This window comes from Cupriavidus pampae, from assembly GCF_914271485.1.
Lineage (GTDB): Bacteria > Pseudomonadota > Gammaproteobacteria > Burkholderiales > Burkholderiaceae > Cupriavidus > Cupriavidus pampae.
In genome coordinates this window covers 384,202-411,184 of the sequence record NZ_CAJZAG010000006.1, presented here as the reverse complement: position 1 = coordinate 411,184, position 26,983 = coordinate 384,202, and the positions used below count along the sequence as shown (strand labels likewise).

Sequence of the window (26,983 nt, the reverse complement as noted above, 5' to 3'; positions counted from 1 at the left end):
TCCTCCTTCTTGTGGTCGGGGGCGGCCAGCCTGCGTTGCACCGTCGGGTATTACCCCGCGTAGCCTTCCGCGCGAATGTCGAGGCGCGCCAGCAGCGCGCGGTCGCGGTCGGCCTGCGGGTTACCGGTGGTCAGCAGCTTTTCGCCATAGAAAATCGAATTGGCGCCGGCCATAAAGCACAGCGCCTGCAAAGCTTCGTCCATGGCCTCGCGGCCAGCGGACAGACGCACCATCGCGCGCGGCATCGTGATGCGTGCCACCGCGATCGTGCGAACGAACTCGAACGGGTCCAGCTCCTCGGTGCCGGCCAGCGGCGTGCCTTCCACCTGCACGAGGTTGTTGATGGGCACCGACTCCGGGTACGGATCCATGTTCGCGAGCTGCGCGATCAGGCCCGCACGCGCGGCGCGCGACTCGCCCATGCCGACGATGCCACCGCAGCACACATTGATGCCCGCTTCCCGCACGTGACCGATCGTATCGAGACGATCCTGATACGTGCGCGTGGTGATGATCTTGCCGTAGAACTCGGGCGACGTGTCGAGGTTGTGGTTGTAGTAATCGAGGCCGGCATCCTTCAGGCGCAGTGCCTGCTCCGCCTTGAGCATGCCGAGCGTGACGCAGGTCTCCAGACCCATCGCCTTGACCTCGCGCACCATGTCGATCACGGGCTCGAGGTGACGCTCCTTCGGGCTGCGCCATGCGGCGCCCATGCAGAAGCGCGTGGCACCGTTGGCCTTGGCCGCGCGCGCGGCTTCCAGCACTTCGTCCAGCGGCATCAGCTTCTCGGCCTTCACGCCGGCATCGTGGTGCGCGCTCTGCGGGCAGTAGCCGCAATCCTCCTCGCAACCGCCGGTCTTGATCGACAGCAGCGTGGACAGCTGCACGGTGTTCGCGTCGAAGTGCTCGCGATGCACCTGCTGCGCGCGGAACATCAGGTCGTTGAACGGCAGCGCGAACAGCGCGGCCACGTCATCGACGCGCCAGGCATCGGTGTCCTTGGGCGCGCCGGCGGCGATGTTGCGGGCGGACTGGCGAAGCGCGTCGGCGGAGATGGTGGCGACGTTGGAGGTAGTGGTCTGAGTCATGATGGTTCGGTTTCTGTAATTTCGTTGACGGCTGCGTACAGCGGTCCAAGATCGAGCTGGCTCGCGGCCACGGCCGGCGCCACCTGCCACGGCAACTCGCCGAGGCAGGGCGCGTCGAGCATGTCGAGCAGCGTGGCGATGTTCTCGTCGGGCAGCAGCATGTCGGGGTCGATGCGGTTGGCGATCCAGCCCGCGAGCCGCAGCCCGCGCGCGCGAATCGATTCGGCGGTAAGCATCGCGTGGCTCAGGCAGCCCAGGCGAACGCCCACCACCATCACCACCGGCAGATTCAGCATCACCGCGAGGTCCGCCGTGTTCCAGCGCGCGGCGCCCACGTCGAGCGGCACCTGAAAACCGCCCACGCCTTCGACCACGACCGCATCGGCACGCTGTCGCAGCGCCTCGAGCGCCGCGCGAATCGGCTCGCCCGTAATGCGCACGCCTTCCATCGCCGCGGCCAGATGCGGCGACACTGGCGTGCGCATCAGGAACGGGCACATCTCTTCCTGCGGCGCGATGATCGAGCCCGCCGCGCGCAGTTGTTCGACGTCGTCGTTCTGCCAGCGCTCGTCGAGCCATTCGCCACCGCTGGCCACAGGCTTCATGCCCGTGGTGCTGTAGCCACCGGCATGCAGCGCGTGCAGCAGCGTGGCACTCGCGTGGGTCTTGCCGACGCCGGTATCGGTGCCGGTGACGAAGCATGCCACGCTCTGCGGGCGCAGCCCCGGTGCGCGCGCGATCATGCGGCCTCCTTGCAGTGCGGTGCGTGAGGTGCCTGCGCGGCCGCGGCGGACACCTGGGCCTGCGCACGCGTCAGCGCGTCGAGCAGGCGCCGCACATCGGCTTCGGTATGCGACGCCGACAGCGTGATGCGCAGCCGCGCGGTGCCGGCCGCCACGGTCGGCGGACGAATCGCACCGACGCGAATGCCCTCCGCTTCCAGCGCGGCGGACAGCGCCAGCGACAGCGCGTTGTCACGCACGATCAACGGCTGGATCGCGGTATCGCTCTCGCCAAGCTCCCAGCCTGCACGCGCGGCCAGTTCGCCGAGGCCCGCGCGCAGTTGCGCAATCAGCCGTGCAAGGTTGGCACGCCGCACATGCCCTTCGTCGCCCTCGATCAGGTCGAGGCTCGTCAGCAGCGCATGCGCCACCGCGGGCGGCGCGGCCGTGGTGTAGATATACGGGCGCGCGGTGTTGATCAGATGCTCGATGATCAGTTCGTGCGCGGCGACGAACGCGCCGGCCACACCCGCGGCCTTGCCGAGCGTGCCAAGGTAAATCAAACGTTCCGATACGAGCCCAAGGTGCTCGAGCACGCCATGACCCTGCTCGCCGAGCGCACCGAAGCCATGCGCATCGTCGAGGATCAGCCACGCGTCATGCGCTTCGGCCAGCGCCAGCAGCGCGGACAGCGGCGCAATGTCGCCGTCCATGCTGAATACGCTGTCGGTCACGATCAGCTTGATGGCACTCGTGCTGGCCGCGAGTTGCGTCGCCAGCGTGGCGACGTCGCCATGCGGGTAGCGCACGACGTCGGCCCGCGCAAGCCGCGCGCCATCGATCAGCGACGCATGGTTGAGCGATTCGCAAAACAGCGTCGCGCCGGCCGTGCCCAGCGCGGTCAGCACCGCGAGGTTGGCCATATACCCCGTGCAGAAGTACAGCGCGCGGGCCTCCGGAATCGACGGTGCGAGCCACGCGGCCAGACGTTCCTCGAGCTGCGCGTGCGCAATCGAATGACCGCTCACGAGGTGCGAGGCACCACTGCCCGCGCCGTAGCGGCGCGCGCCATCGGCCAGCGCTTCGGCGAGCGCGGGATGGTCGGCGAGTCCCAGGTAATCGTTGCTGCAGAACGTCAGCAACGAAGCCGGGGTCTGGTCCAGCGGCCCCACCGATTGGTGCGGCGCGCAGGCGGTATGAGCAATGCGACGGCGGCGCGTAAGCGCCTGCGCTTCACGTTCGGCGGCGGCCTGTTTCAATTGTTCAAGCAACACGGCGCACCTCCGGTTCCGGTTCGGTGACCTGCGCGGTCACTTCGTTCAGCGCGGCGAATAACTGCTCGCCGAGCCAGCGCGCCTGCGCGGCATCGAAGACATAGGGCGGCATGACATACAGCGTGTGGCCGATCGGACGGACCAGCACACCGCGCGCGAGTGCGGCGCGATGGAAGCGCACCGGGAAATCGGTGCCCGCTGCCGCCGCGTCGATATCGGCGGCCCAGATCATGCCTTGCTGCCGTACGTGCTGCACGCGCGCATCCGCGGCCAGCGGCGCCAGCGCATCGCCGAGCCACTGCGCGCGCTCGCGATTGCGCGCCAGCACGTCGTCCTGCTCGAACAGGTCGAGCGTGGCCAGTGCCGCGCGGCACGCGAGCGGATTGCCCGTGTACGAGTGCGAATGGAGGAAGCTGCGCGCCAGTTCGTCGGCGACAAACGCGCGCTGGATCTCGGGACGCGACAGCACCAGCGACAACGGCAGGTAACCGCCGCTGATACCCTTGGACAGGCAGAGAAAATCTGGCCACCCGTGCGCGGGCAGACGCTCGTCCATGTTCTGGTTGGATGCGGCGCCACGCGCCTGCTCCCACGCAAAGAACGTCCCGGTACGGCCGCAACCGACCGCGATCTCATCCGCGATCAGATGCACGCGATAGCGATCGCACAACGCGCGCGCGCCTTCGAGGTAAGACGGGTCGTACATCGCCATGCCGGCCGCGCATTGCACGAGCGGCTCGACAATCAGCGCCGCGATCTGCCCGGCGCGCTCACGCAGCAGCGCCTCGAGCTCGGCCAGCGCGCGCGCCGCCACATCGGCGGCGCTCTCGCCACGGCGCGCCTGACGCGCGTCCGGTGACATCACCACATGCGCGCGGCGTGTCAGCGCGTCGTACGCGTCGCGGAACACTTCAAGGTCGGTCACCGCGAGCGCACCCACGGTCTCGCCGTGATAGCTGTCGCGCAGGCACACAAACTCGCGCTTGGCGGAGAGCCCCGTATTGCGCCAGTAGTGGAAGCTCATCTTGAGCGCGATCTCCACGGCTGACGCGCCATCGGACGCATAGAACGCATGGCCGAGCGCGCCGCCGGTCAGCGCCGTCAGACGCTCCGCCAGCGCCACCGCGGGCTCGTGCGTGCAGCCCGCCAGCATCACGTGCTCGAGCGTCTGCAACTGATCGATCAGCGCGGCGTTGATGGCCGGGTTGGCATGACCGAACAGGTTGACCCACCACGAGCTGATGGCATCGAAATAGCGTTGGCCGTCGGCATCGATAAGCCACGGCCCTTCGCCGCGCGCGATGGCGAGCGGCGCGACATTGCCGTCGGGCCGCAGGCGCGTGCACGGGTGCCACACGGCACGCGCGCTTCTGGCGCCAAGTCCGGCGGCAAGTCCGACCGAATCCGGGGGGGACAGGTGTTCCAAGAGAACCCTCCTACTGCGTTGGCCGCCCGCATGCGCGCCGGGCCAGACGGGGCTGGCCGGGGTCGAATGAGCGGGCGGATTGGGGAGCCTCATGGTAGGGATGTCAGTAGGGTCTTGGCAAACCGGATTCGTTTCGCAAGTTGTCTACACATTGACCGACGTTGCGCGATTTTTCTCACGTCACCTCGTTACTGCGTGCCGTGCGCCCCTCTTATCCACGGAAAAGGTGGAGAAAAGGTGGTGTGTTGGGCGCCTGACCAACGCTCAGACGCTTACTTTCACACCGGTCGCCACGACGGCGCACGCTTTTCCAGGAACGAACGCACGCCCTCACGGCCCTCTTCCGACGCGCGGATCTGCGCGATGCGGTCCGCGGTCAGCGCCAGCAGATCGTCGTCGATCGAGGCGCCCGCCACGTCCTGCACCAGCCGCTTGCTCTCGCGTACCGCGTTCGGGCTGTTGGCCACGAGCGCGGCCGCGATCTCGGCCACCTTGGCGTCCAGTGCCTCGGGCGCGGTCAGCGCGTGCACGAAGCCAAGGCGCAGGGCCTCGCTGGCATCGAAGCGTTCGGCCGTGATGAAGTAGCGGCGCGATGCCTGCTCGCCCAGCGCGCGAATCACGTACGGGCTGATCGTCGCCGGCATCAGACCGAGACGCGCCTCCGACAGACAGAACTGCACCGGCTGCGCCGCCACCACGATGTCGCACGCGGCCACGAGGCCGACGCCGCCCGCATAGGTGTCGCCATGCACACGCGCGATCACGGGCTTGGGGCACGCCCAGATCGTATGGAGCATCTGCGCGAGCGTCAGCGCATCGGCACGGTTCTCGTCGTCCGAGTAGCCGGCCATCTTCTTCATCCAGTTCAGATCGGCGCCCGCGCAGAACGCGGGCCCGTTGCCCGCGAGCACGATCGCGCGCACCTCGGGCGTGTCGCCGAGCGCGCGGAACGCGCCGGTGAGCTCGGCGATCACGGTCTCGTTGAACGCGTTGCGCACGTCGGGCCGGTTCAGCGTGACCGTGGCAACATGCTGGGCGACGGTCACGGCGAGCGTGGTGAAGTTCATGCTGGCTCCAGAAAAAATACGTAAGTCGTCATTCGGCGGGCATACCGATGCGGCGCAGAAACGCTTCCACCGGCGGCAGCCACACGCGAATACCATTGCGGCTGCTGAACAGGCGGTGCGAATCGGACTCGAATTCGCCCACATCGACGAACGTGGCATCCGCGGCCGAACCGGTCGCCGCTGCCTTGTAGCGGTTGAACATCGTCTCTGGCAACGGCCATGGCCAGTAGCTGTCGTTGCTGCCGTAGATCCATAGCGACGGATAGCGCGCGGTGCGGCCGTAGTCGGCAAACGCGTCGACGAGATTGTTCTCCCATCCCGCGCAGCTTTCATTGCGCAGGCCGCCCGCGAAATTGATCACGCCGCGCACGCCCGGATAGCCGATCGCGTTAAACGCCATGGTCGAGAGGCCGCCATGCGACTGCCCCACCATCACGATGCGCTCGGCATCCACATAGGACTGCCGCGTCAGGTAATCAAGCGCGGCAATCAGGTCCTCGGCCTGCATCAGGCCGTTCGCCTGCACATTGCAGCCTCCGCCGATATAGGCGCCGCCCGATCGCGAAAAGCCCTGGCGCATCGGCAGTGCGACCACATAGCCGCGCTTCAGAAACTCGGCACTTTGCGCGACGAACTTCGCGCGCCCCTGAAATGCCGGCTTGCCGGGCGCCTTGCCATGATTGATTACGACCAGCGGAAACGGACCATCGCCGGGTGGCCGGAAGATCGTGGTCTCCAGCTCCACTGTGAACAGCGTGCCGGTTTTTGGGATCATCACCACCTGCTCGGTCACGCGCGGCGGCAATGGCGATGGGGATTGCGCCTGCGCGAGCGCGGACGACGCCATCAGCGGCATCGCCACCGGCCCCAGCATCAGCCACGCAAGCGCACGAAAGACAAAAGACATCGACAGGAACATCCCAGGATACGGCGTGACGTTACATCCGGAACACGCCGAACTTCATGTCGTCGATCGGCGCGTTGAGACTGGCCGACAGGCCGAGGCCGAGCACCGTGCGCGTCTGCGCGGGGTCGATCACGCCATCGTCCCACAAGCGCGCGCTCGCGTAGTACGGGTGGCCCTGCGCCTCGTACTGATCGCGAATCGGCTGCTTGAATGCTTCTTCCTCGTCCGGGCTCCACTGGCCACCACGGCCCTCGATGCCATCGCGCCGCACGGTAGCCAGCACGCTCGCGGCCTGTTCGCCGCCCATGACCGAGATCCGCGCGTTGGGCCACATCCACAGGAAGCGCGGCGAATACGCGCGCCCGCACATGCCGTAGTTGCCGGCCCCGAACGAGCCGCCGATGATCACCGTGAACTTGGGCACCTGCGCGGTGGCCACGGCCGTGACCATCTTGGCGCCGTTGCGCGCGATGCCTTCGTTCTCGTATTTGCGTCCGACCATAAAGCCCGTGATGTTCTGCAGGAACACGAGCGGAATCTTGCGCTGGCAGCACAGCTCGATAAAGTGCGCGCCCTTGAGCGCGGACTCCGAGAACAGGATGCCGTTGTTGGCGATGATGCCGACCGGGTAGCCCCAGATGCGCGCGAAGCCGCAGACCAGCGTGGTGCCATAGCGCGCCTTGAACTCGTCGAACTCGGAGTCGTCGACGATGCGCGCAATCACCTCGCGCACATCGTACGGCTTGCGCGTATCGGTCGGAATCACGCCATATAGCTCGTCCACCGGATAACGCGGCGGCACCGGCTCGTGCAGGCGAATCTGGTCGGGCTTGCGGCGATTGAGGTGCTGGACGATATTGCGCGCCAGCGACAGCGCGTGCGCGTCGTTCTGCGCGAAATAGTCGGCCACGCCGGAAAGCCGCGTGTGCACGTCCGCGCCACCAAGGTCTTCCGCGGTGACCTCCTCGCCGGTGGCCGCCTTCACGAGCGGAGGACCACCGAGGAAGATCGTGCCCTGATCCTTGACGATGATCGACTCGTCGCTCATCGCCGGCACGTAGGCACCACCAGCGGTGCACGAACCCATCACCACCGCGATCTGCGGAATGCCCTGCTTCGACAGATTGGCCTGGTTGTAGAAGATACGGCCAAAGTGATCGCGATCCGGAAACACGTCGTCCTGATTCGGCAGATTGGCACCGCCCGAATCGACGAGGTAGATGCACGGCAGATGATTCTGTTCGGCGATCTCCTGCGCGCGTACGTGCTTCTTGACGGTCAGCGGGTAATACGTGCCGCCCTTGACCGTCGCATCGTTGCACACGATCACGCACTCCTGCCCCGCCACGCGGCCAATGCCGGTGATGATGCCGGCACCGGGCGCCGCATCGTCGTACATGCCGTACGCGGCCAGTTGCGAGAACTCGAGGAACGGCGTGCCGGGGTCCAGCAATTGCTGCACGCGCTCGCGCGGCAGCAGTTTGCCGCGCGACAGATGCTTGGCCCGCGCCGCCTCGCCACCGCCCTGCGCGAGCGCGGCGATCTTCGCTTTGAGGTCTTCCACCAGCGCCTGCATCGCATCGGCGTTGGCCTTGAAAGCTTCCGAACGGGCGTTGAGTTTGGTTTCCAGCGTGGGCATGCGTCGTCTTCCTCTCGTCTTTCGCGTTCTTGTTGAGTTGCCCTCAGGCCGCCTCGCCCAGCATGTCGCCATCGACATACAGCCAGCGCGCGGCCTCGCCCTGCTCGCGCGACTCGAATACGAAGCGGCTGCGCTCATGCAGACGCCACGCGCGTCCGCCAATCTTGTAGCGCGCGACAAACTCCACGGTCGCGTGCGTATCGTCCTGCTGCGCGTGAGCCTTCACCGAGAGTCCGAGCCAGCGCGTGCCGGCCTCGGGCGCCACGTCGTCGGGGCAAGTGCTCGCGTGCCACGTCTGGCGCAGCCAGTCGGCCAGCCCCAGCACATAGGCGCTGTAGCGCGAGCGCATCAGCGCCTCCGCCGTAGGCGGTGAGGCCTCGCCGCGATGAAAGCGTCCGCAGCATCCCGCGTAGTTGGCGTGCCCACACGGGCACGCGCTGCTGTCAGCCGCCTTCTGTGGTGCCTTCGCGGGAGACTGCTGGCGCGCGTTCATGCAAGCAGCTCCGGCAGCGCGCGCATGTCGGTGAAGGTGGTCATCGCCCCCGCGTCGCGCAGCATCGTCGCGTCGTTACGCGCGGCATAACCGAACACGGTCATGCCCGCGGCCACGCCGGCGGTGATGCCCGCCGGACTGTCCTCGATAACCGCGCAGCGCGCCGGATCGACGCCCATCGTGCGCGCGGCCAGCAGGTACACGTCGGGCGCGGGCTTGCTGCGCTCGACTTCGGTCGCCGAGAAAATATGTTCGCCCGCATCGCGCTGGAACAGTTCGACCAGACCCGTGCGCGTGAGCTGCAGCTTGACCTTGATGCGATCGGCGCCGGACGCCACGCAGATCGGCACGCCGGTGGCAGCGATCGCGCCGATCGCCTCGCGTACATGCGGAATCGCTTCCACTTCCGCCTCCAGGGTCGCGTTGCGGCGTGCGAGCCAGGTCGAGAGCCAGTTCTCGGGCAGCGGCGCGCCACGCCGGCGCTCGATCTCATGCAGTTCCTCGCGCACGGCGCGACCGAGGAACCAGCGCGTCGACTCTTCGAGCGAGATCTCGATGCCGAGTTCGTTGAGCATCGTATTCAGCAGACGCAGCACGATGGGCTCGCTATCGACGAGCACACCGTCGCAGTCGAAAATCACGCAATCGAAACGGGAGGCTTGTTGTACAGCGGTCATGCGGGTTTCTTTTCCTTGTTGATATCGGGGACGGCGCGCAGCTCGGTCTGGCGTCGGCTCTTCAGATGCTCTTCCACCTGATCGAAGCGATCGAAGCCCCAGAACGGCTCGCCATCGATGATCACGAACGGCGAACCGAACACGCCCTTGGCCATCGCCACATCGACTTCGGCCTTGAGCTGATCCTTGATCTGATAGCTGCTCGCGCCTTCGTTGACCGCAGCGCCGTCCACGCCAAGCGACTCGGCGATACGCGCAATCTCAGCGGGCTCGGCGATATTGATGTCCTCGGCGAACAGCGCGCGATAGACGGCCTTGCCGAAGGCGGTCGCGATATCGGCGCCATGATGATTCTGCAGCCACAGCATCGCACGCGCGGCATGCTGCGTCGGCAGCGGGAAATGCGTGGGACGCTTGTAGTCGATGTTGTGATACTGCGCGGTGCGCTCGAAATCGCGCCAGCAGTACTCACCCTTGATCGGGATGCTTGTCAGCGGCGCGGAACCGGTGGTCTTGAACACGGCCCCCAGCAGAATCGGATGCCATGCGACGTAGCGCCCGTACTTCTGCGCGATTTCGTCGATGCAGGTGCTGGCGAAATAGCCGTAGGGCGAGGAGAAGTCGAAGTAGAAATCGATCGGTGCGGTCATGACCTGGGGGGCTCCGTAGTATGAACAACCACGCGCTTCAACCAAGCGCGCGGGCAATCAAAATCTTCTGGATATCGCTGGTGCCCTCGTAGATCTGGCACACGCGCACGTCTCGATAGATCCGTTCCACCGGGAAGTCGTTCACGTAACCATATCCGCCGAACACCTGAATCGCATCCGAGCATACCCGCTCGGCCATCTCGCTGGCGAACAATTTGGCCATCGCGGCTTCCTTCAGGCATGGCTTGCCCGCATCGCGCAGCACCGCCGCGTGCCAGACCATCTGGCGCGCCACGTCGATACGCGTGGCCATGTCCGCGAGGCGGAACTGCACCGCCTGATGCGCAAACAACGGCTGTCCAAAACTCTCGCGCTCCTTCGCATAGGCCAGCGCCGCGTCGAACGCCGCGCGTGCCATGCCGACGCTCTGCGAGGCAATACCGATGCGCCCGCCCTCGAGTCCCGACAGGGCCATGCGATAGCCGCCGCCTTCCTCGCCGAGCAGATTCCGCGCCGGCACGCGGCAGTCCTCGAACACGATCTGCGCGGTGTCGGATGAATGCTGGCCGAGCTTGTCCTCGAGCCGCGCCACCACGTAGCCCGGCGTCGACGTCGGCACCACGAACGCGCTGATGCCGCGCTTGCCAGCCGCCTTGTCGGTGACCGCGAGCACGATCGCCACGTCCGCGTGCTTGCCGCTCGTGATGAACTGCTTGACGCCGTTGAGCACGTAGTCGTCGCCATCGCGCTTCGCTGTGGTGCGCAGCGCCGACGCATCGGACCCCACGTGCGGCTCGGTCAGGCAGAACGCGCCGAGCATCTCGCCGCGCGCCAGCGGTACCAGCCACTGCCGCTTCTGGTCCTCGTTGGCGTACGCCATCAGCATGCTGCAGACCGGGCAATTGTTCACGCTGATGACCGTCGACGTGCCGCCATCGCCGGCGGCAATCTCCTCGAGGATCAGCGCGAGCGACAGATAGTCGAGCCCGGCTCCGCCGTACGCTTCGGGCACCGCCACGCCGTACGCGCCGAGCGCGGCCAGCTCCTTGTGCACGGCGTGCGGAAAGGTCTTGTCGCGATCCCATTGCGCGGCCTGCGGGGCAATCACCTCCTGCGCGAACTGCCGCACGGCGTCGCGGATCATCTCCTGCTCGGTGCTCAGCAACATGTCTTGTCCCCTACCGCTGCCCTGCGGCCGCGGGCGTCACCACGGCAACGCGGCGCCGTCGTAGTTATGGAAACTGCCGTGATGCTTGCGCGTGGCCGATGCGATCATGCGCCGCATGCCCGCCACGCTGTCGTGCGGCGTCACGTCGGCGTTGCCGCCGCCCATATCGGTCTGCACCCAGCCCGGATGGAACGCCAGACACGTGGCATGGCGCGCGTCGATCGACACCGCGCGCAGCACCGCGTTGAGCGCGGCCTTGCTCACACGATAGAGCCACGCGCTGTTGGCCTCCATGCCGCCGATGCTGCCCATGCGCGAGGACAGCACCGCCAGCACACCGCCCTTACCGCCGCCGCCCACCTCCACGCTCGGCAGCATCAGCGGCAGCGCCATCATCGCGCCCAGCACGTTGACGTGCATCACCGCATCGAAATCCTGCGGCGTCACCGGTTGCGCGCCCTGCGTGCGCGGACTCATCACGCCTGCGTTGTAGACCGCCACGTCGAGCGTCTCGCCATCGAGCTTCCAGCCGAGACCGGCCACCGCGCCGGGGTCGGTGACATCGAGCAGATGCGCCTCGGCGCCCAGCGCGCGCAGCGCGGCCACATCTTCCTCGCGCCGCGCGGTGGCGATCACGCGCCAGCCGTCGCCGCGATACTGGCGCACGAATTCGAGACCGATGCCGCGCGACGCCCCTACAACGAGTACGGTGGGCATGGTGTCAGACCATCTCGATGCCGACCGCGGTAGCTTCACCGCCGCCGATGCACAGCGTGGCCACGCCGCGCTTGCCGCCAGTCTTGCGCAGCGCGCCGATCAGCGTGGTCAGGATGCGCGCGCCGGACGCGCCGATCGGATGACCGAGCGCACACGCGCCGCCATGGATGTTCACCTTCTCGCGCGGAATGCGATGCTCGTGCATCGCCGCCATCGGCACCACCGCGAACGCTTCGTTGATCTCGAACAGATCCACGCTGTCGGTGGTCCAGTCGAGCTTGCGATACAGCTTGGCGATCGCTTCCACCGGCGCGGTGGTGAACCAGCCCGGTGCCTGCGCATGCGAGGTATGACCCAGCATGCGCGCGAGCGGCTGCAAACCCAGCTTGCGCGCGGTCGACTCGCGCATCATCACGAGCGCCGCGGCACCATCGTTGATCGATGACGACGAGGCGGCCGTGATCGTGCCGTCCTTCGCGAAGGCGGGCTTCAGCGACGGAATCTTTTCGGTCTTGATGCGGCGCGGACCTTCATCGCTGTCGATCACCACGTCGCCAGCCTTGGCGGCCACCGTGACGGGGGTGATCTCCCACTTGAAATCGCCATTCGCGGTCGCCTGCTGCGCGCGCTGCACCGACTCGATCGCGAACTGGTCCTGCTGCGCGCGCGTGAATTCATACTTCGCCGCGCAGTCCTCGCCGAACGTGCCCATCGCGCGACCCTTGTCGTACGCATCCTCGAGGCCGTCCAGCATCATGTGGTCGTAGATCATGCCGTGGCCGATGCGATAACCGCCACGGCCCTTCGGAATCAGGTACGGCGCGTTGGTCATGCTCTCCATGCCACCGGCCACCGCGATCTCGAACGAGCCCGCGAGCAGGCCGTCGAACACCGTCATCGCGGCGCGCATGCCCGACCCGCACATCTTGTTCACCGTGGTGCAGGCGACACCGAGCGGCAGCCCGGCGCCCAGCGCGGCCTGACGCGCGGGCGCCTGACCCTGACCGGCCGGCAGCACGCAACCGAACACCACCTCCTCCACCTGCTCGGGCTTGAGGCCCGCGCGCTCCACCGCCGCGCGAATGGCCGCGGCGCCCAGTTGCGGCGCGGTCAGCGCGGACAGCTCGCCCTGGAACGCGCCCATCGGCGTGCGGGCGGCGGATACGATGACGATTGGGTCTTGCATGTCGTGTCTCCTGTTATCGATGTACAGCTTGTCTGGGATCAGCGGATGGAGGCGCGCGGCGGATCGCCGTACTGGCGATAGGCCTCGTCCAGCTGCTGGTGCAATTCGTCGGTGCTGCTCGCGGCAATGCCGAGATCGCGCAGCAGGCCATCGGACACGCCGTAGACCCACCCGTGCACGGTCACGACCTGACCGCGCGCCCATGCGTCCTGCAGCACGGTGGTCTGGCACAGATTGTTGACCTGTTCGATCACGTTGAGCTCGCACAGGCGCGTATGCGCGTCTTCCTCGCGCAGCAGCGTGCCCAGGTAGGCATCGTGCTTGTCGGCCACGTCGCGCACGTGACGCAGCCAGTTGTCGGCCAGGCCGATGCGCTCGCGCTTGAGCGCAACCTTCACGCCGCCGCAGCCGTAATGGCCCACCACGGTGATATGGCGCACCTTGAGCACCTCCACCGCGAACTGGATCACCGACAGCGCGTTGAGGTCGCTGTGCGAGATCACGTTGGCGATATTGCGGTGGACGAAGACCTCGCCGGGCGCCAGGCCGAGAATCTGGTTGGCCGGCACGCGCGAATCGGAGCAGCCGATCCACAGGTACTCGGGCGCCTGCTGGTTGGCCAGTCGCGTAAAGAAGGCTGGGTCTTCCGCATTGACGCGGTCCACCCAGTCGCGGTTGTTGCGGAACAGTTGAGCGATGGCGTCATTCATGTCGCTCTCCTTGGCTGTGCGTGAGGTGAGTCGGGCTGAAAGGGTATTGGATAAGCAAAGTCATAACGATGTCTGGCCAGCAAGAGTCGAAATTGTAATGGCGAAAGCGCAATTACGACCCCTGACTCGTGAGCCGGCCACGCCACTTACATCGTCTCGGCGAACAACTCGCGGCCAATCAGCATGCGGCGGATCTCCGAAGTGCCTGCGCCAATCTCGTATAACTTGGCATCGCGCCACAGCCGTCCGGCCGGATACTCGTTGATATAACCATTGCCGCCGAGAATCTGCACCGACTCGCCCGCCATCCACGTCGCCTTCTCGGCCGTGTACAGAATGACCGCCGCGCAGTCCTTGCGTACTTGCCGTACATGCTCCGCGCCCAGCGCATCGAGGTTCTTGCCCACCGTGTACAAATAGCTGCGCGCCGCCTGCAGCGTGGTGTACATGTCCGCCACCTTGCCCTGGATCAGCTGGAATTCGCCGATGCTCTGGCCGAACTGCTTGCGGTCGTGGATGTAGGGCGTGATCACGTCCATGCAGGCCTGCATGATGCCGACCGGGCCACCCGATAACACCGCGCGTTCGTAGTCGAGGCCGCTCATCAGGATTTTTGCGCCACCGTTCTCGGCACCGAGCACGTTCTCCACCGGCACCTCGACGTCCTGAAACACGAGCTCCCCGGTGTGCGAACCGCGCATGCCGAGCTTGTCGAGCTTCTGCGCCACCGAGAACCCCTTCATGCCCTTCTCGACGAGGAAGGCGGTCATGCCGCGCGCGCCAAGGTCCGGCTCGGTCTTGGCGTACACCACCAGCACATCGCAGTCCGGCCCGTTGGTGATCCACATCTTGGTGCCGTTGAGCACGTAGCGGTCGCCGCGCAGATCGGCGCGCAGCTTCATGCTGACCACGTCCGACCCCGCGTTGGGCTCGCTCATCGCCAGCGCACCAATCCACTCGCCGGAAACCAGCTTCGGCAGGTATTTCGCCTTCTGCGCCGCGGTGCCGTTACGATGAATCTGGTTCACGCACAGGTTCGAATGCGCGCCGTACGACAGGCCCACCGACGCCGATGCGCGGCTGATTTCCTCCATCGCGATCATATGGGCGAGGTAGCCCATGTTCGCGCCGCCGTACTCCTCGGCCACGGTAATGCCGAGCACGCCGAGGTCGCCCATCTTCTTCCACGCGTCCATCGGAAACTGGTCGGTGCGGTCTATCTCCGCGGCGCGCGGCGCCAGCTCGGCCTGCGCCCAGTCGCGCACGGCGCTGCGCAGCATCTCGATGTCCTCGCCGAGATCGAATCTCAGGCCTGGCAGTTCGGTCATGTCGGTCTCCTGTGTTCTTGTCGGTTCAGACGTGGTCCAGCGTGCGGACCACGCACAGCGTCATCAGCATCGTCGCCACCTGCTTGCGGCGGCCGTCCTGCTCGGCAAACACATCTCCCTGCGCCACCACCAGCGTGCGGCCCGGCTTGAGCACGCGCGCCACCGCCACGAGCCGCTCGCCCTGTGCCGGCGACAGCAGGTTGATCTTGTACTCGGCAGTCAGCCCGGCCTCGCCGTCGGCCACCACCGAGAGCGCCGCATATCCGCACGCGGTGTCCGCGAGCGCGCCCACCGCGCCACCGTGAAAGAACCCATGCTGCTGGGTCACCGCGTCGGACCACGGCATCGACAGCTCCACTTCGCCGCGCACCACGCGCTCGATCCGCGCGCCGAGCGTCTGCATCATGCCCTGCCGCGCAAAGCTGGCGGCGATGGCGTCGGCGCGGCCCGGCGCCAGGGCGGACGAAGCATCGTGGTCGGTTTCAGCGGAAGCGGTCATGGCATGGATTCCTTGGGGGCTGACGAGCTGGTGGCTATTCTATTGACGTTTACGTAAACGTCAATTGCTGCCGATCCGAATACGTATCCGCGATGCTCATGCGGCGCTTTCCGGGGCGGCCGCCGCATGGCCGGCCAGCAGCGTGCGGCACTGACGCTCGTGCGCATCGATCTCCGCCAGTTGCGCCTGCAGATCTTCCATCTGGCGTTCGAGCGTCTGGCGATGCTGCGCGAGTGCATGCAGAAACCGTTCGAGCTGCGGCGCGGTATCGCGAGGCGACTCGTAAAGATCCAGAATTTCCTTGATTTCATTGAGAGTGAGCCCCAACCTCTTGCCGCGCAGTGTGAGCTTGAGGCGGGTCCGCTCGCGACCGTTATAGACGCGTTTGCGCCCGCCGGGGCCTTCGCGTTCGGGCGATAGCAGCCCCTGGTCTTCGTAGAAGCGGATCGCGCGCGGCGTCACGTCGAACTCGCGCGCGAGATCGGTGATCGTATAAGTGGCGGAGGAAGACTGAGTTCGTTGCATCGTCAAGTTTTCGACTAAGATGGGCGGACAAACGCCCCGATTGACGTTAACGTTAGCGTCAACCGCGGCACCTGACAATGATCGACCGCGAGCGCCGATCGAAGAGACTCCCATGAACGCACTCGAACACCAGCTCCAATACCCCTACGGCGACACGCTGCCCGAGCCGGGCACGCGGCAGGAAGTGGCACCCGGCATCTATTGGCTGCGCATGCCGCTGCCGTTCGCGCTCGACCATATCAACCTGTGGCTCGTGCGGGACCGGCTGGATGGCCGCGACGGCTGGACCATCATCGACTGCGGCATCACCAACGACACCATTCAGGCGCACTGGGAATCGATCTTCGCGCACCATCTGGATGGTCTGCCGGTGCTGCGCGTGCTGGTCACCCACTGCCACCCGGACCATGTCGGTCTGGCGCACTGGCTGTGCAAGCGCTGGGACGTGCGGCTGTGGATGAGCCTCGGCGACTATATGACCGCGCGCGTGATGAACAGCGGCACGGGCGCGGGATCGAATGCCGGCGGCGATTTCGCGGCCAGCCACTTCGAGCGCCATGGGCTGACCGATCCCGAAAACCTCGAGAAGCTGCGCGCGCGCAAAAGCTACTACCCGTCCCTCGTGCCCGACCTGCCCACCCAGTACCGCCGGCTCATGGATGACGACGTGGTGAAACTGGGTCTCGACGACGCCGGTTCGCCGGCGGAATGGCGTGTGATCACCGGCTTCGGCCATGCGCCCGAGCACGTCGCGCTGTATAACGCCGCGAGCAACGTGCTGATCTCGGGCGATATGGTGCTGCCGCGCATCTCGACCAACGTGAGCGTGTTCGATATGGAGCCCGAGGCCAACCCGCTGCAGCTGTATCTGGATTCGCTCGGCAAGTACGAGGACCTGCCCGCGGACGTGCTGATCCTGCCGTCACACGGCCGCCCTTTCCGCAACCTTCATACGCGGCTGCGGCAACTGCATGAGCATCACGTCGACCGTCTGGCCGAGACCCTGGCCGCGTGCACGGAGAGGCCCTGCCACGCGCACGATATCGTCGGCGTGATCTTCCGTCGGCAGTTCGATATCCACCAGCTCACGTTCGCCATGGGCGAGGCGCTGGCCCACCTGCATGCGCTCTGGCATCGCGGCGAACTCGTGCGCGAGCTGGGCGAGGACGGCATCTACCGCTTCCGCGCGGCGTAGCTCTTTCTAGAACCCCTCGCGCGCGAGGCCGGCCAGATAGCGCACGCCGGCCACCGCGCGGCTGCCGTACCACGACAACATCTCGCCATCGACCAGCAGCACCGGCAGCCCGAGCTGCCGCTCGAGCGCGTCGGCATGCGTCTCGGTGAAGCGATAGGGCTCCGTGGACAACAGCACCGCATCGAGGTCGCGCACCAGCGCATCGCTCCAGCGGAACGTCGGATAGCGCTCGCCGGCCGCGTTGGGGCGACTGCAATCGCCATCGACGCAGGCCTCGGGCGTCAGCGCTACCGGCCACGTCGCCCAGTTCACGCGCGCGAGCATGCGACTGATATACGTGTCGCGCGACACCGTCATCCACGGGTCCTGCCAGATCGCGTAGAGCACGCGCCGGGCGGGCCATCCTGCCTCGCCACCCGCATGCGCGAGGGCATCCAGCTGCGCCTCCAGCGCCGTGACCAGCGCCGTGGCCTGTTCGGTGCGGCCGAAGATCGCGCCCAGCAACTGGTATAGCGCCACGTTGTCCTCGGGCGCGCACGGATGGGTCACGATCACGTGCGGCACGAACGCGCGGATTTCCTCCACGGTCTCGCGCCGGTTCTCGTCGATATTGACGATGACGTGGGTCGGCGCGAGCGCGCGCAGCTTGTCCAGCTGCACGTCCTTGGTCCCGCCGACCTTCGGCACCGCGCGCACAGCAGGCTCCGGATGAATACAGAAGCCCGTGCGCGCCACCAACTGGTCACCGAGGCCCAGATCGAACAGCAGTTCCGTGATCGACGGCACCAGCGACGCGATGCGCGCGCCGTCCGACGCCACCGCGTGCAGGTGGCCGAGCGCATCGGTGCGCGCATCGGTGCGCGCATCGGTCCGCACATCGGTCCCGAGATCCGCGCGATCGCTCACGGCTCGGTTCCCTGTCGTGCGCCTTGTCGAGGCTTGCGCGGGGCCTTTGCGAACAGCCGGTCGTAGAGCCAACGTGGCATCAGGTGCAGCGCCCAGCCGACGATGCCCATCTGCCACGGCAGCACGCGATAGCGCCGGCCCGCCGCGATCACGCGCGCGGCCTTGCGCGCAAAGCGGTCGGCGTCCATCAGAAACGGCATGCGATACGGGTTGTGCGCGGTCATCGGGGTGCGGATATACCCGGGCGCGATCGTCACCACACGGATCGCGTGAGACTTCTGCTCGAGCCGCAGCGCCTCCAGCAACTTGACCACCGCCGCCTTCGACGCGCTGTAGGCACCGCCGCCCGCCAGCCCGCGCACCCCCGCCACACTCGCAATCCCGACCAGCGTGCCGCGCAGGCCGCCGACACCGGGCGCGCGCGCCTGCATCGCGGGCAGGAACGGCTGGAACGTCGCGAGCGTGCCGTACCAGTTGGTATCCATGACCGCACGTGCCACCTCGAGGTCCGCCGGCTCCTCGGCCAGCGTGCCGATCGAAATGCCCGCGCTCGCCACCACCACGTCGGGGCAGCCGAAATGCGCGAGAAAGTCCTCCGCCGCCCGCGCCATGGCTGGCGCGTCGCGGACATCGGCTGCATAGACGCGTACCGCATTGGGGTTCGGCAACGTGCCCGCGAACTCGCGCAGCGTGGCTTCGTTGCGCCCAACCAGCCCAAGCACGGCGCCCTGCGTCGCATATTCGCGCGCAAGCGCCTGCCCGATGCCGCTCGACGCGCCGGTCAGAAAGACTTTCAGAGGTCGCATCGTTTCACTGTAAGCGCTGGGGAGGTATCAAGACAAGACGGCCCGGCGCACCTGGGGGTGCACCGGGCCGTCCTGGCAACTGTTGAGACTGGCTTCGTCAGCGCCGCGCGCTTCAGAGCTTCTTGTCGCGTACGCCGGTCACGAGGAAGTCCATCGCCTGGATCGCGGCGCCCTTGGTGCCAGCGATCGACGGCGAAGTCACGTACTTGCCCTGCACGACCACGGTCGGCACGCCATCGATCTTGTACGCATCGGCAATCTTGTTCGCACGCTGCGCGTTGGTCGTCACCGAGAAAGAGTTGAAGGTGTCGACCCACTGCTTGCGGTCGATGCCGTTCTTGGCCATGAAATCGGCGATTTCGTCGGTGCTCAGCATGCGCTTGCGGTCCTTGTGGATCGCCTCGAACACCTTGCCGTGCAGCGCCTCGAGCTTGCCCAGCGCCTCCAGCGTGTAGAAGATCTTGGTGTGGGCCAGCAGGTCCTCGCGGAAGGCCACCGGCACGCGCTTGAAGACCACGTCCTTGCCCTGCTTGTGCACCCATGCCTCGAGCTCGGGCTCGAAGTCGTAGCAGTGCGGGCAACCGTACCAGAAGAACTCGGTCACTTCGATCTTGCCGGCCGGAACCGGCTGCGGCGCCTTCAGGACCTGATAGTCCTTGCCTTCGGTCGGCGCGGCCTGAACGGCGGGCGCGGTCATCAGCAGACCGCTCACGGCGGCGATCGTGGCAAACAGGGCGGCGAGTTTCTTCATGTCGGAAGGCCTTGCGGTCAGGTGCGTTGGTACGTTTATACGCGTTGGTACGTTTGTACGTTGCTGCGTTGGAAGGGCGGTCAGGCGTCCGGTGCACGGCGAGCTGCCGTGCACAACCTGCTTATGACCAGCGCGGGCGCTTCCGGTTCCACCGAAAGCGCAGCTTTCACTGCTTGGTAAAGCGGATCACCGACGCCTCGAAACCGGAAGACTGCAGCCGGTCGCGCGCGCGGTTCATGTCTTCGATACGATTGAACGGCCCCAATCGAACGCGGTACATCTTCACGCCGTTGACATCGCGGTCGGTCACCTTGGCCTCGAACCCCTGCATGGCGAGGTTGGCCTTCTGACGGTCGGCATCGTCCTGCGAGCGGAACGCGCCCACCTGCAGCAGGTAGCCCACCTTGTTGGCGTCAGCCTGGGCGATCTCGGCAATCGGGTCGGCCACGGGCTTCTCGGCCGGGCGCGCGGCCTGCGGGGGCGTGACCGGACGCGAGGCCGCGCCATTCGGGGCGGCCGGCACTTCCGACGGACGGGTCACGGCCACCGGCGGCTGCGCCGGGGCGGCCGGATTGGCCGGATTGGCCGCGCCATCGGGCTGGCCCACCGGCTTCGCCGGGGTCTTGCTCCACAGCGGCTTGTTCGGGTCCGCCTGGTCGGCCGACTGCGCGGGCTGCGCAGGCTGGCTCGGCGCGGGCAGCGCGCTCGTGACGTTGCCCGGCTCGCTCGGACGCGGCGTGGTCGTGCCGCCGCCCTTCTGCTGGAACGGCGCCGGTGACTTGGTGATATACAGGGCCACCACGACCGCGATAGCCAGGCCGACGATCAGGCCGAGCACCAGGCCCAGGAACGTGCCGCCATGTTGGCTGTCGCGACGGCGGGTGCGCTGGGCACGCTTGGCATTCTGTTGCATGAAGTCCTCTTCGGTAGTGCTCGCGATTATAGGGCCAGTCCGGTGACGCGCATGCCTCAGGCCACCGCTTCGCGTTCCATGCGCTGCGGCGCGGAAACGCCGATCACGGCCAGGCCGTTGCGCAGCACCTGACGGGTCGCGGCGAGCATCGCCAGGCGGGCGCGCTTGACGGCCTCGTCGTCCACCAGCACGCGGTCGGCGTTGTAGAACGCGTGGAAGTCGCCCGCGAGGTCGCGCAGGTAGAACGCCACCGCGTGCGGCGCCAGCTCGCCCGCCGCGGCGGCCAGCATGTCCGGGAACTCGGCCAGACGGCGGCCCAGCGCGAGCGCCTGCGGGCTGACGTCGGCCGCGGTCACCGCGGCCAGATCCGCGCCGGCCAGTTCGGGCAGACGCGCCACCCAGTCGGCGCCGCCCCACGCCTCGAAGATCGAGCAGATGCGCGCATGGGCGTACTGCACGTAATACACCGGGTTCTCGTCGTTCTGCTTCAGCGCGAGGTCCACATCGAACACGAACTCGGTATCGGCCTTGCGCGACAGCAGGAAGAAGCGCACCGCGTCGCGGCCGCGCGTGAACAGGCCGGGCCAGTCGGCCACGCCGGACTCGAGGCAGCCGCGAATCGTGCGGTCGCCCCCGTTGCTCCATTCGATCAGGTCCCGCACGGTCACGTACGAGCCGGCGCGCTTGGAGATCTTCACCTCCTCGCCGTTCTTCATCACGGTGACCATCTTGTGCAGCACGTAGTCGGGGTAGCCCTGCGGAATGGCCATATCCAGACCCTGCAGGCCGGCGCGCACGCGCGCGATGGTGCCGTGGTGATCGCTGCCCTGCACGTTGATCACCTTGTGGAAGCCGCGCTCCCACTTGGTGGTGTGATACGCGACGTCGGGCACGAAGTACGTGTACGTGCCGTCGGTCTTCTTCATGACGCGATCCTTGTCGTCGCCGTCATCGGTGGTGCGCAGCCACAGCGCACCCTCGCTCTCGTAGGTCTTGCCCTTCGCGACCAGGGTCTGCACGGCGTCTTCGACGCGGCCATCGCTGTACAGCGACGATTCAAGGTAATAGCGATCGAACTTCACGCCGAACGCCTGCAGGTCGATGTCCTGTTCGTTGCGGAGGTACGTGACCGCGAACTTGCGGATCGAATCGATATCTTCCACGTCACCGGACGCGGTCACCGGTTCGCCATCGGACGCGCTGACGGTCTTGCCGGCGAGGAAGTCGGCCGCGATATCGGCGATGTAGTCGCCGTTGTACGCGGACTCCGGCCAGCTGGCGTCACCGGGCTTGAAGCCGCGCGCGCGGGCCTGCACCGAAACCGCCAGCGTGTGGATCTGCACGCCCGCGTCGTTGTAATAGAACTCGCGGTGCACGGCCCAGCCCTGCCAGCTCAGCAGGTTGGCCAGCGCGTCGCCAAGCGCGGCCTGGCGGCCGTGGCCCACGTGGAGCGGCCCGGTCGGGTTGGCCGAGACGAACTCGACCAGCACCTGGCCGTGCGCGCCGGCCGCCTTGGCGCCAAAGCGGTCGCCCTCGGCCAGCACCGCGCGCAGCACCTCGGCGCGCGCCACGGCGTTCAGCCGCAGGTTGATAAAGCCGGGGCCGGCGATCTCGAGCTTTTCCACGAGCGCCTGCGCGCGCGGGTCCGCTTCCACGGCCGCGACGATGCGCTGGGCCAGCTCGCGGGGATTGCTCTTGAGGGCCTTCGCCACCTGCATGGCGACGTTGCAGGCCAGGTCGCCGTGGGCGGCGACCTTCGGGCGCTCGAACGTGACGGCGGGCAGCGCGGCGTCGGCCGGGGCGAGCGAGCGCACCGCGTCGGTGAACGCAGTGGCAAGAATGGAGGTCTGAACTGGCAGCATGGTGTCGGGCCCTGGGTCCCGCAGCCGTGTCGTCAAGTGAACGACGCGCCGCGCGACCATGTATGAATTCGGATAAACGGCGAATTTTATCAGGTGCTATGCTGACATCATGCGGTTGCTTATGCGTGCATCCTCAAGGACACCATGGGACTCCATGGTTTCCGTGACTCGAAGAAAGGACACATCATGCTGATCACCTTCAAATCCCACGCGGCGCAGGACCTGATCATGATGAAGGACCTCGCCATTACCCTGCTTGGCATCATCGGCAAGCATCTGGGTGAGCGTGGGGTGATCACGACCGAGGAAATGCCGCGCGCCATCCAGAAGCTGGAAGCCGCGGTCTCGGACGCAAAGAAGATCCATCCCGCCAACTCGTCCGTCTCTGACGACGACGAGCACGAGGAAGAACCGCTTCACCTGGGCCAGCGCGCCTATCCGTTCCTCGATATGCTGCGCGTCTCCCAGAAGGAAGGGGCCAACGTGCTCTGGGGCGTATAAGCCCGGAGCAGGACCCGCCCCGCAGCCTCCGGGCTGCATCCATCGTTCTCCGCCGGCGCTTTTTGCGCCGCGGGAGCGCAAGGCCCATGCTCGCCCCGGGCCGAAATTGAAAGCAAATCGTAAGCCGCCCTTCCTCCCTTAGCGCAAAAAACGCAAAAAAATTGCCCGGACACCGTGAGGTGGCCGGGCTGCCGGATCAGGGATATATCCGGAAAGGGGGGTGTGCTACAGGGGTAAAACAGGGGGTAAATCGGAAATCGGTGCGCGACGGTCAGTCCGACAATCAGTCGCTGCGGCGGCCGGCGAGCAGCAGGCCAATGAACGCGCCCGCGAGCGCGGCAATACCGACGGCCTTCAGCGGCGAGTCCACGACACGCTGACGACCGGTATCGACGGCCGCATCGACGTGGTCACGCGCCCAGTGCATACCATCGTAAGTCTGCGAGCGGACGCGCTCGGCGAGCCGCTGCGCGCGTTCACGCAGCCGTTCACCGGCCTGCACGCTTTCGGCGGAGCCCTCGTGCGCCAGCACCTCGATGGTTTGCTGCAACTGCGAGATCAGCGCGCGCACTTCATCGGACACCGGGGCCGCGGCATCGCGAGCGGCGTCGCGCGTATCGCGCGCCGAATGCTTGATCTGGCGAACGGTGTTCTGCGCGCTGTCGGCCAGGTGATTTATTTCCTTTCGGACCTTCGGATTCTGCGTGAGCATGAGAGTGACTCCTTTTTGGTTCGGACGCTGTCAACGCACGATGACCCCCCGCAGACGGTCACCGTGCCGTTGCGCTGCCCTACCTCCGGCGGACCAGACCCATCACGAAGGTGACGAGGGCCACGACCAGGAAGATGAAGAACAGGATCTTCGCGATTTCCACCGCGCCGGCAGCAATACCGCCGAAGCCAAAAATCGCCGCGATCAGGGCGACAACAAAAAAGACGAGTGCGTAATGCAGCATGGCCGGTCTCCCGAGGTTAGCGAAGTGCACCGGCTTTTCGGCGCCTTCGGCTTGCGCCACGGTGCGCAAGCTCATAGCCTCATCGTAGGGGCGGTGCCCTTCACCAAACACCGAAACCGCGCCGATTCACATGTCAGCCGAGTCCTACAACGAGCCACGCTCGGCGCTGGGTGCGTGCCATCGGTGTGACCGGTACGATTGACCCCGCGAACATGATGTGATCCCATGGCCGCGCCGCTCGTATCGCACTCGGTATCGCACTCGTTTCGTAGTTCTCATCGCTGCATCCTTCGCATCCCACGACATGGTCAAGCATTCATTACTCCTCAGAAACACCTTGCTGCTGGCCGGCGGCATCGTGCTGACGCTGGCCGTGCTCATCGCTTCGGAGACTGGCAACCTGCGCCTGCGCGAAGGCTATACGCAGGCGATCCGCTCGCAGCAGGTACAGAGCGACCTGGGCGCGCTGGTAGGCGAACTGGTCAATGCGGAAGCCGGCCAGCGCGGCTTTCTGCTGACTGGCAAGGAGAGTTATCTCGAGCCGTATTACGCCGCACTGCCAAAGATCACCACTCTGATGGCACGGATCCGCCAGCACTACGCGGACGATCCGGAAGGATTGCGCCTGTTCGCCGAAACCTCGCAGTTCGTCACGCGCAAGATCAACGAGATGGCGCTCACGCTGGTCTATGGCAGGCGCGATGTCGACGTGGCGCTCGACCTCATCCGCACCGATTACGGCAAGCAGACCATGGAGAACGCGCGCCGCGGACTCGAGCATCTGCAGTCGCGCGAAGCTGGCACCGTCACGCATAACCTCGAGGGGGCCGAGCACGACCTGCAACTGTCGCGCTACGGCATCGGCCTGCTGACCACGATCAATATCCTGCTGCTGGTCGCGGTCGGACTCGGCCACACGCGTCGCATGACGATGGCGGAGGCCGCGCGCATCCAGCTCGAGGAAGAGAGTGCGCGGCTGGACCGCAAGGTGCGCGCGCGCACACGCCAGCTATCGGCGCTGGCCGCGCACTTGCAGCGCGTGACCGAGGACGAGAAGACCCGGCTCGCGCGCGAACTGCACGACGAACTCGGCGCCATCCTCACCGCGATCAAGCTGGACCTGCACTGGGTCCGGCTGCGCGTGCAGGAGACCCACCCCGAGGCGCGCGACAAGATTACGCGCGTGATGCTGCATGTGGACCAGAGTATCCAGATCAAGCGTCGCCTGATTGAAGATCTGCGGCCCACGGTGCTGCTGAACCTGGGGCTGCGCGAGGCGATCATCCAGACCGTCGAGGACGTCGGCGCGCGCAATGAATGGCAGACCACGGTCGACCTGCCGGAAACGGTGCCGCAGCTGCGCGACAGCGCGGCCATCGCGCTTTATCGCATCGTGCAGGAGTCGCTCACCAACGCCAGCAAATATGCCGGTGCGCAGCATGTCTCCGTGACGCTCGCGTGCACACCGCAGGAGCTAACGCTCGAGGTCCGCGACGATGGCGTCGGCCTGCCGCCCGACTTCGACGCCGGCAGCACGGCGGGCCATCACGGTCTGCTCGGCATGGAGCAGCGCGTCACCGCGCTGGGGGGCACCATCCAGATCGATTCGGAGCCGGGCAAAGGTGTGACGATACGTGTGGTGGTACCGCTGACGACATCCGTCCTGGCACCGCCGGAAGAAGAACTGGAAATCTGAAGAGATCCGCTCGCCCTCAGGGGGGCGAGGTCGCGTAGTCCTCGATCACCCGGAACACCTGCTCCAGCTCGAGAGACTTGTCGAAGAAGTAGTCGGCACCGGCCTCGGTGCACTGGCGGCGGTACATCGAGACCTGCGCGTGGTTCGTGTAGACGATGCGAATGCCGGGCAGATGCGCCTTCTGCATTTCGCGCAGCACGTTGATGCCGTTGCCCTGGCGCAGCTGCAGGTCACAGATCACGACGTGATACTCGCCTTCGCTGACGAGGCGCACCGCCATGCTTTCCGTATCGGCCCAGTCCACGCTCTCCACGAACGGAAATGCGTTCAGATACTCGAGCAACATGCCACGCAGCACCGGCGAGTCCTCGATCAGGAGGACTCGCAGCAATCGGTGCGAAGAGGCCGCGGCTTGCTCCGGCATGGCTCTGGGGGGTTCGGAAACGGTCTGGGCGATGGTGTCAGTGCGAAATGGGGTTGCGCGGCTTATTCGACCAGGCCGTTCTTGATGGCGTAATAGGTCAGGTCGGCATTGGTCTTCATGCCCATTTTCTCCAGGATACGAGAGCGGTAAGTACTGACTGTCTTGACGCTCAGGAACAGTTCGTCGGCGATGACGGACACGGATTGCCCACGCGAGAGTTTGCAGAAAATCTGAAATTCGCGCTCGGACAGCGTCTGATGTACAGGTTGCTCGGTCGGCTTGTCGAGGCCGCCGATCAGCAGGTCGGCGACCGTCGCGCTCACATAGCGGCGGCCCTGTGCCACCGTGCGGATGGCCTTGACGAGGTCGTCCGGCGCGCTTTCCTTGGTCAGATATCCCGAAGCGCCGGCACGGATCAGATTGATCGCGTACTGGTCTTCCGGATAGGTGGACAGGATCAGCACCGGCAGGTTGGGCAGACGTTGCCGAATCAGCTTCAGCACATCGATGCCATTGCGATCGGGCATGGAGATATCGAGCACAAGCACATCGAACTCGTTGTCGCGCAACTGCGCCATCACCTGGTCGCCGCTGGCGGCTTCGCCCGTCACCTTGATGTCGGGTTCCTCAGAAATAAACTGGCGCAAACCCGCGCGAACGATCTCATGATCATCGGCGATCAAGACGCGGATCATCGGTGTCTCCACGGTAAAGAGGGCAGCCCCCACGCGCAAGGCGGAACGGGCCGGTTTCATGCATTGTAGTGCGGAGGCGCGCGCAAAGATGTCGGTGTCAGGCTGACATGACATGCAGGATTTACAGGGGCTTGCGGGGGTAACGGTTATTGCGGGCGCAAAAAAAGGGCGCCCGAAGGCGCCCTTTTTTATTGTCCGATTT

The 26,983-nt window shown here is 66.1% G+C and carries 29 protein-coding genes; 3 read left to right on the top strand and 26 right to left on the bottom strand.

Features of this window, described 5'->3' with window-relative positions; genetic code table 11:
* Positions 1 to 50: 50 nt before the first annotated feature.
* The 17 genes from bioB to LDO41_RS17170 form a co-directional block, all read right to left on the bottom strand.
* On the bottom strand, positions 51 to 1,088 hold the full coding sequence (gene bioB, locus LDO41_RS17250; RefSeq protein ID WP_223990313.1) for a biotin synthase BioB: 1,038 nt from the start codon (positions 1,086 to 1,088) through the stop codon (positions 51 to 53).
* Positions 1,085 to 1,831 carry a dethiobiotin synthase gene (bioD, locus tag LDO41_RS17245; protein WP_223990311.1) on the bottom strand — a complete coding sequence of 249 codons (747 nt, stop codon included), beginning with the start codon at positions 1,829 to 1,831 and terminating at the stop codon, positions 1,085 to 1,087. Before bioD ends, bioB begins: the two co-directional genes overlap by 4 nt.
* A complete protein-coding gene (gene bioF, locus LDO41_RS17240; RefSeq protein WP_223990309.1) occupies positions 1,828 to 3,084 on the bottom strand; it encodes an 8-amino-7-oxononanoate synthase in 1,257 nt (418 codons plus the stop codon). The genes bioD and bioF overlap by 4 nt, the downstream gene beginning before the upstream one ends.
* On the bottom strand, positions 3,074 to 4,510 hold the full coding sequence (gene bioA / locus LDO41_RS17235) for an adenosylmethionine--8-amino-7-oxononanoate transaminase (RefSeq protein WP_223990307.1): 1,437 nt from the start codon (positions 4,508 to 4,510) through the stop codon (positions 3,074 to 3,076). Before bioA ends, bioF begins: the two co-directional genes overlap by 11 nt.
* A gap of 278 nt (positions 4,511 to 4,788) precedes the next feature.
* Positions 4,789 to 5,577 (bottom strand): enoyl-CoA hydratase/isomerase family protein, encoded by a 789-nt coding sequence (locus LDO41_RS17230; protein ID WP_223990305.1) that lies wholly within the window; start codon positions 5,575 to 5,577, stop codon positions 4,789 to 4,791.
* A 28-nt stretch (positions 5,578 to 5,605) separates the two neighbouring features.
* Positions 5,606 to 6,484, bottom strand: coding sequence for a dienelactone hydrolase family protein (locus tag LDO41_RS17225; protein ID WP_377741612.1), 879 nt, complete (start codon positions 6,482 to 6,484; stop codon positions 5,606 to 5,608).
* A 31-nt stretch (positions 6,485 to 6,515) separates the two neighbouring features.
* Positions 6,516 to 8,123 (bottom strand): carboxyl transferase domain-containing protein, encoded by a 1,608-nt coding sequence (locus LDO41_RS17220; protein WP_223990303.1) that lies wholly within the window; start codon positions 8,121 to 8,123, stop codon positions 6,516 to 6,518.
* A gap of 43 nt (positions 8,124 to 8,166) precedes the next feature.
* Complete coding sequence (locus LDO41_RS17215; protein WP_223990301.1) at positions 8,167 to 8,616, bottom strand: YchJ family metal-binding protein; 450 nt, start codon at positions 8,614 to 8,616, stop codon at positions 8,167 to 8,169.
* Positions 8,613 to 9,293, bottom strand: coding sequence for an HAD family hydrolase (locus LDO41_RS17210; RefSeq protein WP_223990299.1), 681 nt, complete (start codon positions 9,291 to 9,293; stop codon positions 8,613 to 8,615). The genes LDO41_RS17215 and LDO41_RS17210 overlap by 4 nt, the downstream gene beginning before the upstream one ends.
* Positions 9,290 to 9,943, bottom strand: coding sequence for a 2-hydroxychromene-2-carboxylate isomerase (locus LDO41_RS17205; protein WP_223990297.1), 654 nt, complete (start codon positions 9,941 to 9,943; stop codon positions 9,290 to 9,292). The genes LDO41_RS17210 and LDO41_RS17205 overlap by 4 nt, the downstream gene beginning before the upstream one ends.
* A 37-nt stretch (positions 9,944 to 9,980) precedes the next feature.
* Positions 9,981 to 11,111, bottom strand: coding sequence for an acyl-CoA dehydrogenase family protein (locus LDO41_RS17200; RefSeq protein ID WP_223990296.1), 1,131 nt, complete (start codon positions 11,109 to 11,111; stop codon positions 9,981 to 9,983).
* 36 nt (positions 11,112 to 11,147) lie between these two features.
* Positions 11,148 to 11,828: an SDR family oxidoreductase gene (locus tag LDO41_RS17195; RefSeq protein WP_223990294.1), complete on the bottom strand. Its 681-nt coding sequence runs from the start codon at positions 11,826 to 11,828 to the stop codon at positions 11,148 to 11,150.
* Positions 11,829 to 11,832: 4 nt separating this feature from the next.
* Positions 11,833 to 13,014 (bottom strand): acetyl-CoA C-acetyltransferase, encoded by a 1,182-nt coding sequence (locus tag LDO41_RS17190; protein ID WP_223990292.1) that lies wholly within the window; start codon positions 13,012 to 13,014, stop codon positions 11,833 to 11,835.
* A gap of 38 nt (positions 13,015 to 13,052) precedes the next feature.
* Positions 13,053 to 13,724 carry a carbonate dehydratase gene (gene can, locus LDO41_RS17185; protein WP_223990290.1) on the bottom strand — a complete coding sequence of 224 codons (672 nt, stop codon included), beginning with the start codon at positions 13,722 to 13,724 and terminating at the stop codon, positions 13,053 to 13,055.
* 146 nt (positions 13,725 to 13,870) lie between these two features.
* On the bottom strand, positions 13,871 to 15,052 hold the full coding sequence (locus LDO41_RS17180) for an isovaleryl-CoA dehydrogenase (RefSeq protein WP_223990288.1): 1,182 nt from the start codon (positions 15,050 to 15,052) through the stop codon (positions 13,871 to 13,873).
* A gap of 25 nt (positions 15,053 to 15,077) precedes the next feature.
* Entirely contained in the window at positions 15,078 to 15,551 is a 474-nt protein-coding gene (locus LDO41_RS17175; protein WP_223990286.1) for a PaaI family thioesterase, read from the bottom strand.
* Positions 15,552 to 15,647: 96 nt separating this feature from the next.
* Positions 15,648 to 16,076: a MerR family transcriptional regulator gene (locus LDO41_RS17170; protein ID WP_223990284.1), complete on the bottom strand. Its 429-nt coding sequence runs from the start codon at positions 16,074 to 16,076 to the stop codon at positions 15,648 to 15,650.
* Between the two features lie 112 nt (positions 16,077 to 16,188).
* On the opposite strand from LDO41_RS17170, the gene LDO41_RS17165 reads away from it, so the two are divergent.
* A complete protein-coding gene (locus LDO41_RS17165; RefSeq protein WP_223990282.1) occupies positions 16,189 to 17,271 on the top strand; it encodes an MBL fold metallo-hydrolase in 1,083 nt (360 codons plus the stop codon).
* 6 nt (positions 17,272 to 17,277) lie between these two features.
* On the opposite strand, the gene LDO41_RS17160 is transcribed toward LDO41_RS17165, so the two are convergent.
* From LDO41_RS17160 to argS, 5 genes are all read right to left on the bottom strand, one after another.
* The gene (locus LDO41_RS17160; RefSeq protein WP_377741622.1) at positions 17,278 to 18,147 is read right to left on the bottom strand and encodes a helical backbone metal receptor; all 870 of its coding nucleotides are present in this window, start codon (positions 18,145 to 18,147) and stop codon (positions 17,278 to 17,280) included.
* Positions 18,148 to 18,173: 26 nt separating this feature from the next.
* Positions 18,174 to 18,983, bottom strand: a complete 810-nt coding sequence (locus LDO41_RS17155) for an SDR family oxidoreductase (RefSeq protein WP_223990280.1) — start codon at positions 18,981 to 18,983, stop codon at positions 18,174 to 18,176.
* 112 nt (positions 18,984 to 19,095) lie between these two features.
* Positions 19,096 to 19,734, bottom strand: a complete 639-nt coding sequence (locus tag LDO41_RS17150; protein WP_223990278.1) for a thiol:disulfide interchange protein DsbA/DsbL — start codon at positions 19,732 to 19,734, stop codon at positions 19,096 to 19,098.
* Between the two features lie 166 nt (positions 19,735 to 19,900).
* Entirely contained in the window at positions 19,901 to 20,647 is a 747-nt protein-coding gene (locus LDO41_RS17145) for an SPOR domain-containing protein (RefSeq protein WP_223990276.1), read from the bottom strand.
* Between the two features lie 56 nt (positions 20,648 to 20,703).
* Complete coding sequence (gene argS / locus LDO41_RS17140; protein ID WP_223990274.1) at positions 20,704 to 22,509, bottom strand: arginine--tRNA ligase; 1,806 nt, start codon at positions 22,507 to 22,509, stop codon at positions 20,704 to 20,706.
* 186 nt (positions 22,510 to 22,695) lie between these two features.
* Here argS and LDO41_RS17135 point away from each other — a divergent pair, with 186 nt between their 5' ends.
* On the top strand, positions 22,696 to 23,010 hold the full coding sequence (locus tag LDO41_RS17135; RefSeq protein WP_223990272.1) for a DUF1840 domain-containing protein: 315 nt from the start codon (positions 22,696 to 22,698) through the stop codon (positions 23,008 to 23,010).
* 283 nt (positions 23,011 to 23,293) lie between these two features.
* On the opposite strand, the gene LDO41_RS17130 is transcribed toward LDO41_RS17135, so the two are convergent.
* Both LDO41_RS17130 and LDO41_RS17125 read right to left on the bottom strand, forming a co-directional pair.
* Positions 23,294 to 23,722: a DUF883 family protein gene (locus tag LDO41_RS17130; protein WP_223990270.1), complete on the bottom strand. Its 429-nt coding sequence runs from the start codon at positions 23,720 to 23,722 to the stop codon at positions 23,294 to 23,296.
* 79 nt (positions 23,723 to 23,801) lie between these two features.
* Positions 23,802 to 23,966, bottom strand: a complete 165-nt coding sequence (locus LDO41_RS17125; protein ID WP_223990500.1) for a DUF1328 domain-containing protein — start codon at positions 23,964 to 23,966, stop codon at positions 23,802 to 23,804.
* Positions 23,967 to 24,270: 304 nt separating this feature from the next.
* Between LDO41_RS17125 and LDO41_RS17120 the strand changes: the two genes are divergently transcribed.
* Positions 24,271 to 25,662: a CHASE3 domain-containing protein gene (locus LDO41_RS17120; RefSeq protein ID WP_223990268.1), complete on the top strand. Its 1,392-nt coding sequence runs from the start codon at positions 24,271 to 24,273 to the stop codon at positions 25,660 to 25,662.
* Positions 25,663 to 25,678: 16 nt separating this feature from the next.
* Here LDO41_RS17120 and LDO41_RS17115 read toward each other — a convergent pair whose 3' ends face one another.
* Positions 25,679 to 26,086, bottom strand: a complete 408-nt coding sequence (locus tag LDO41_RS17115; protein ID WP_223990266.1) for a response regulator — start codon at positions 26,084 to 26,086, stop codon at positions 25,679 to 25,681.
* A gap of 62 nt (positions 26,087 to 26,148) precedes the next feature.
* On the bottom strand, positions 26,149 to 26,781 hold the full coding sequence (locus LDO41_RS17110; protein WP_223990264.1) for a response regulator: 633 nt from the start codon (positions 26,779 to 26,781) through the stop codon (positions 26,149 to 26,151).
* Between the last annotated feature and the right edge of the window lie 202 nt (positions 26,782 to 26,983).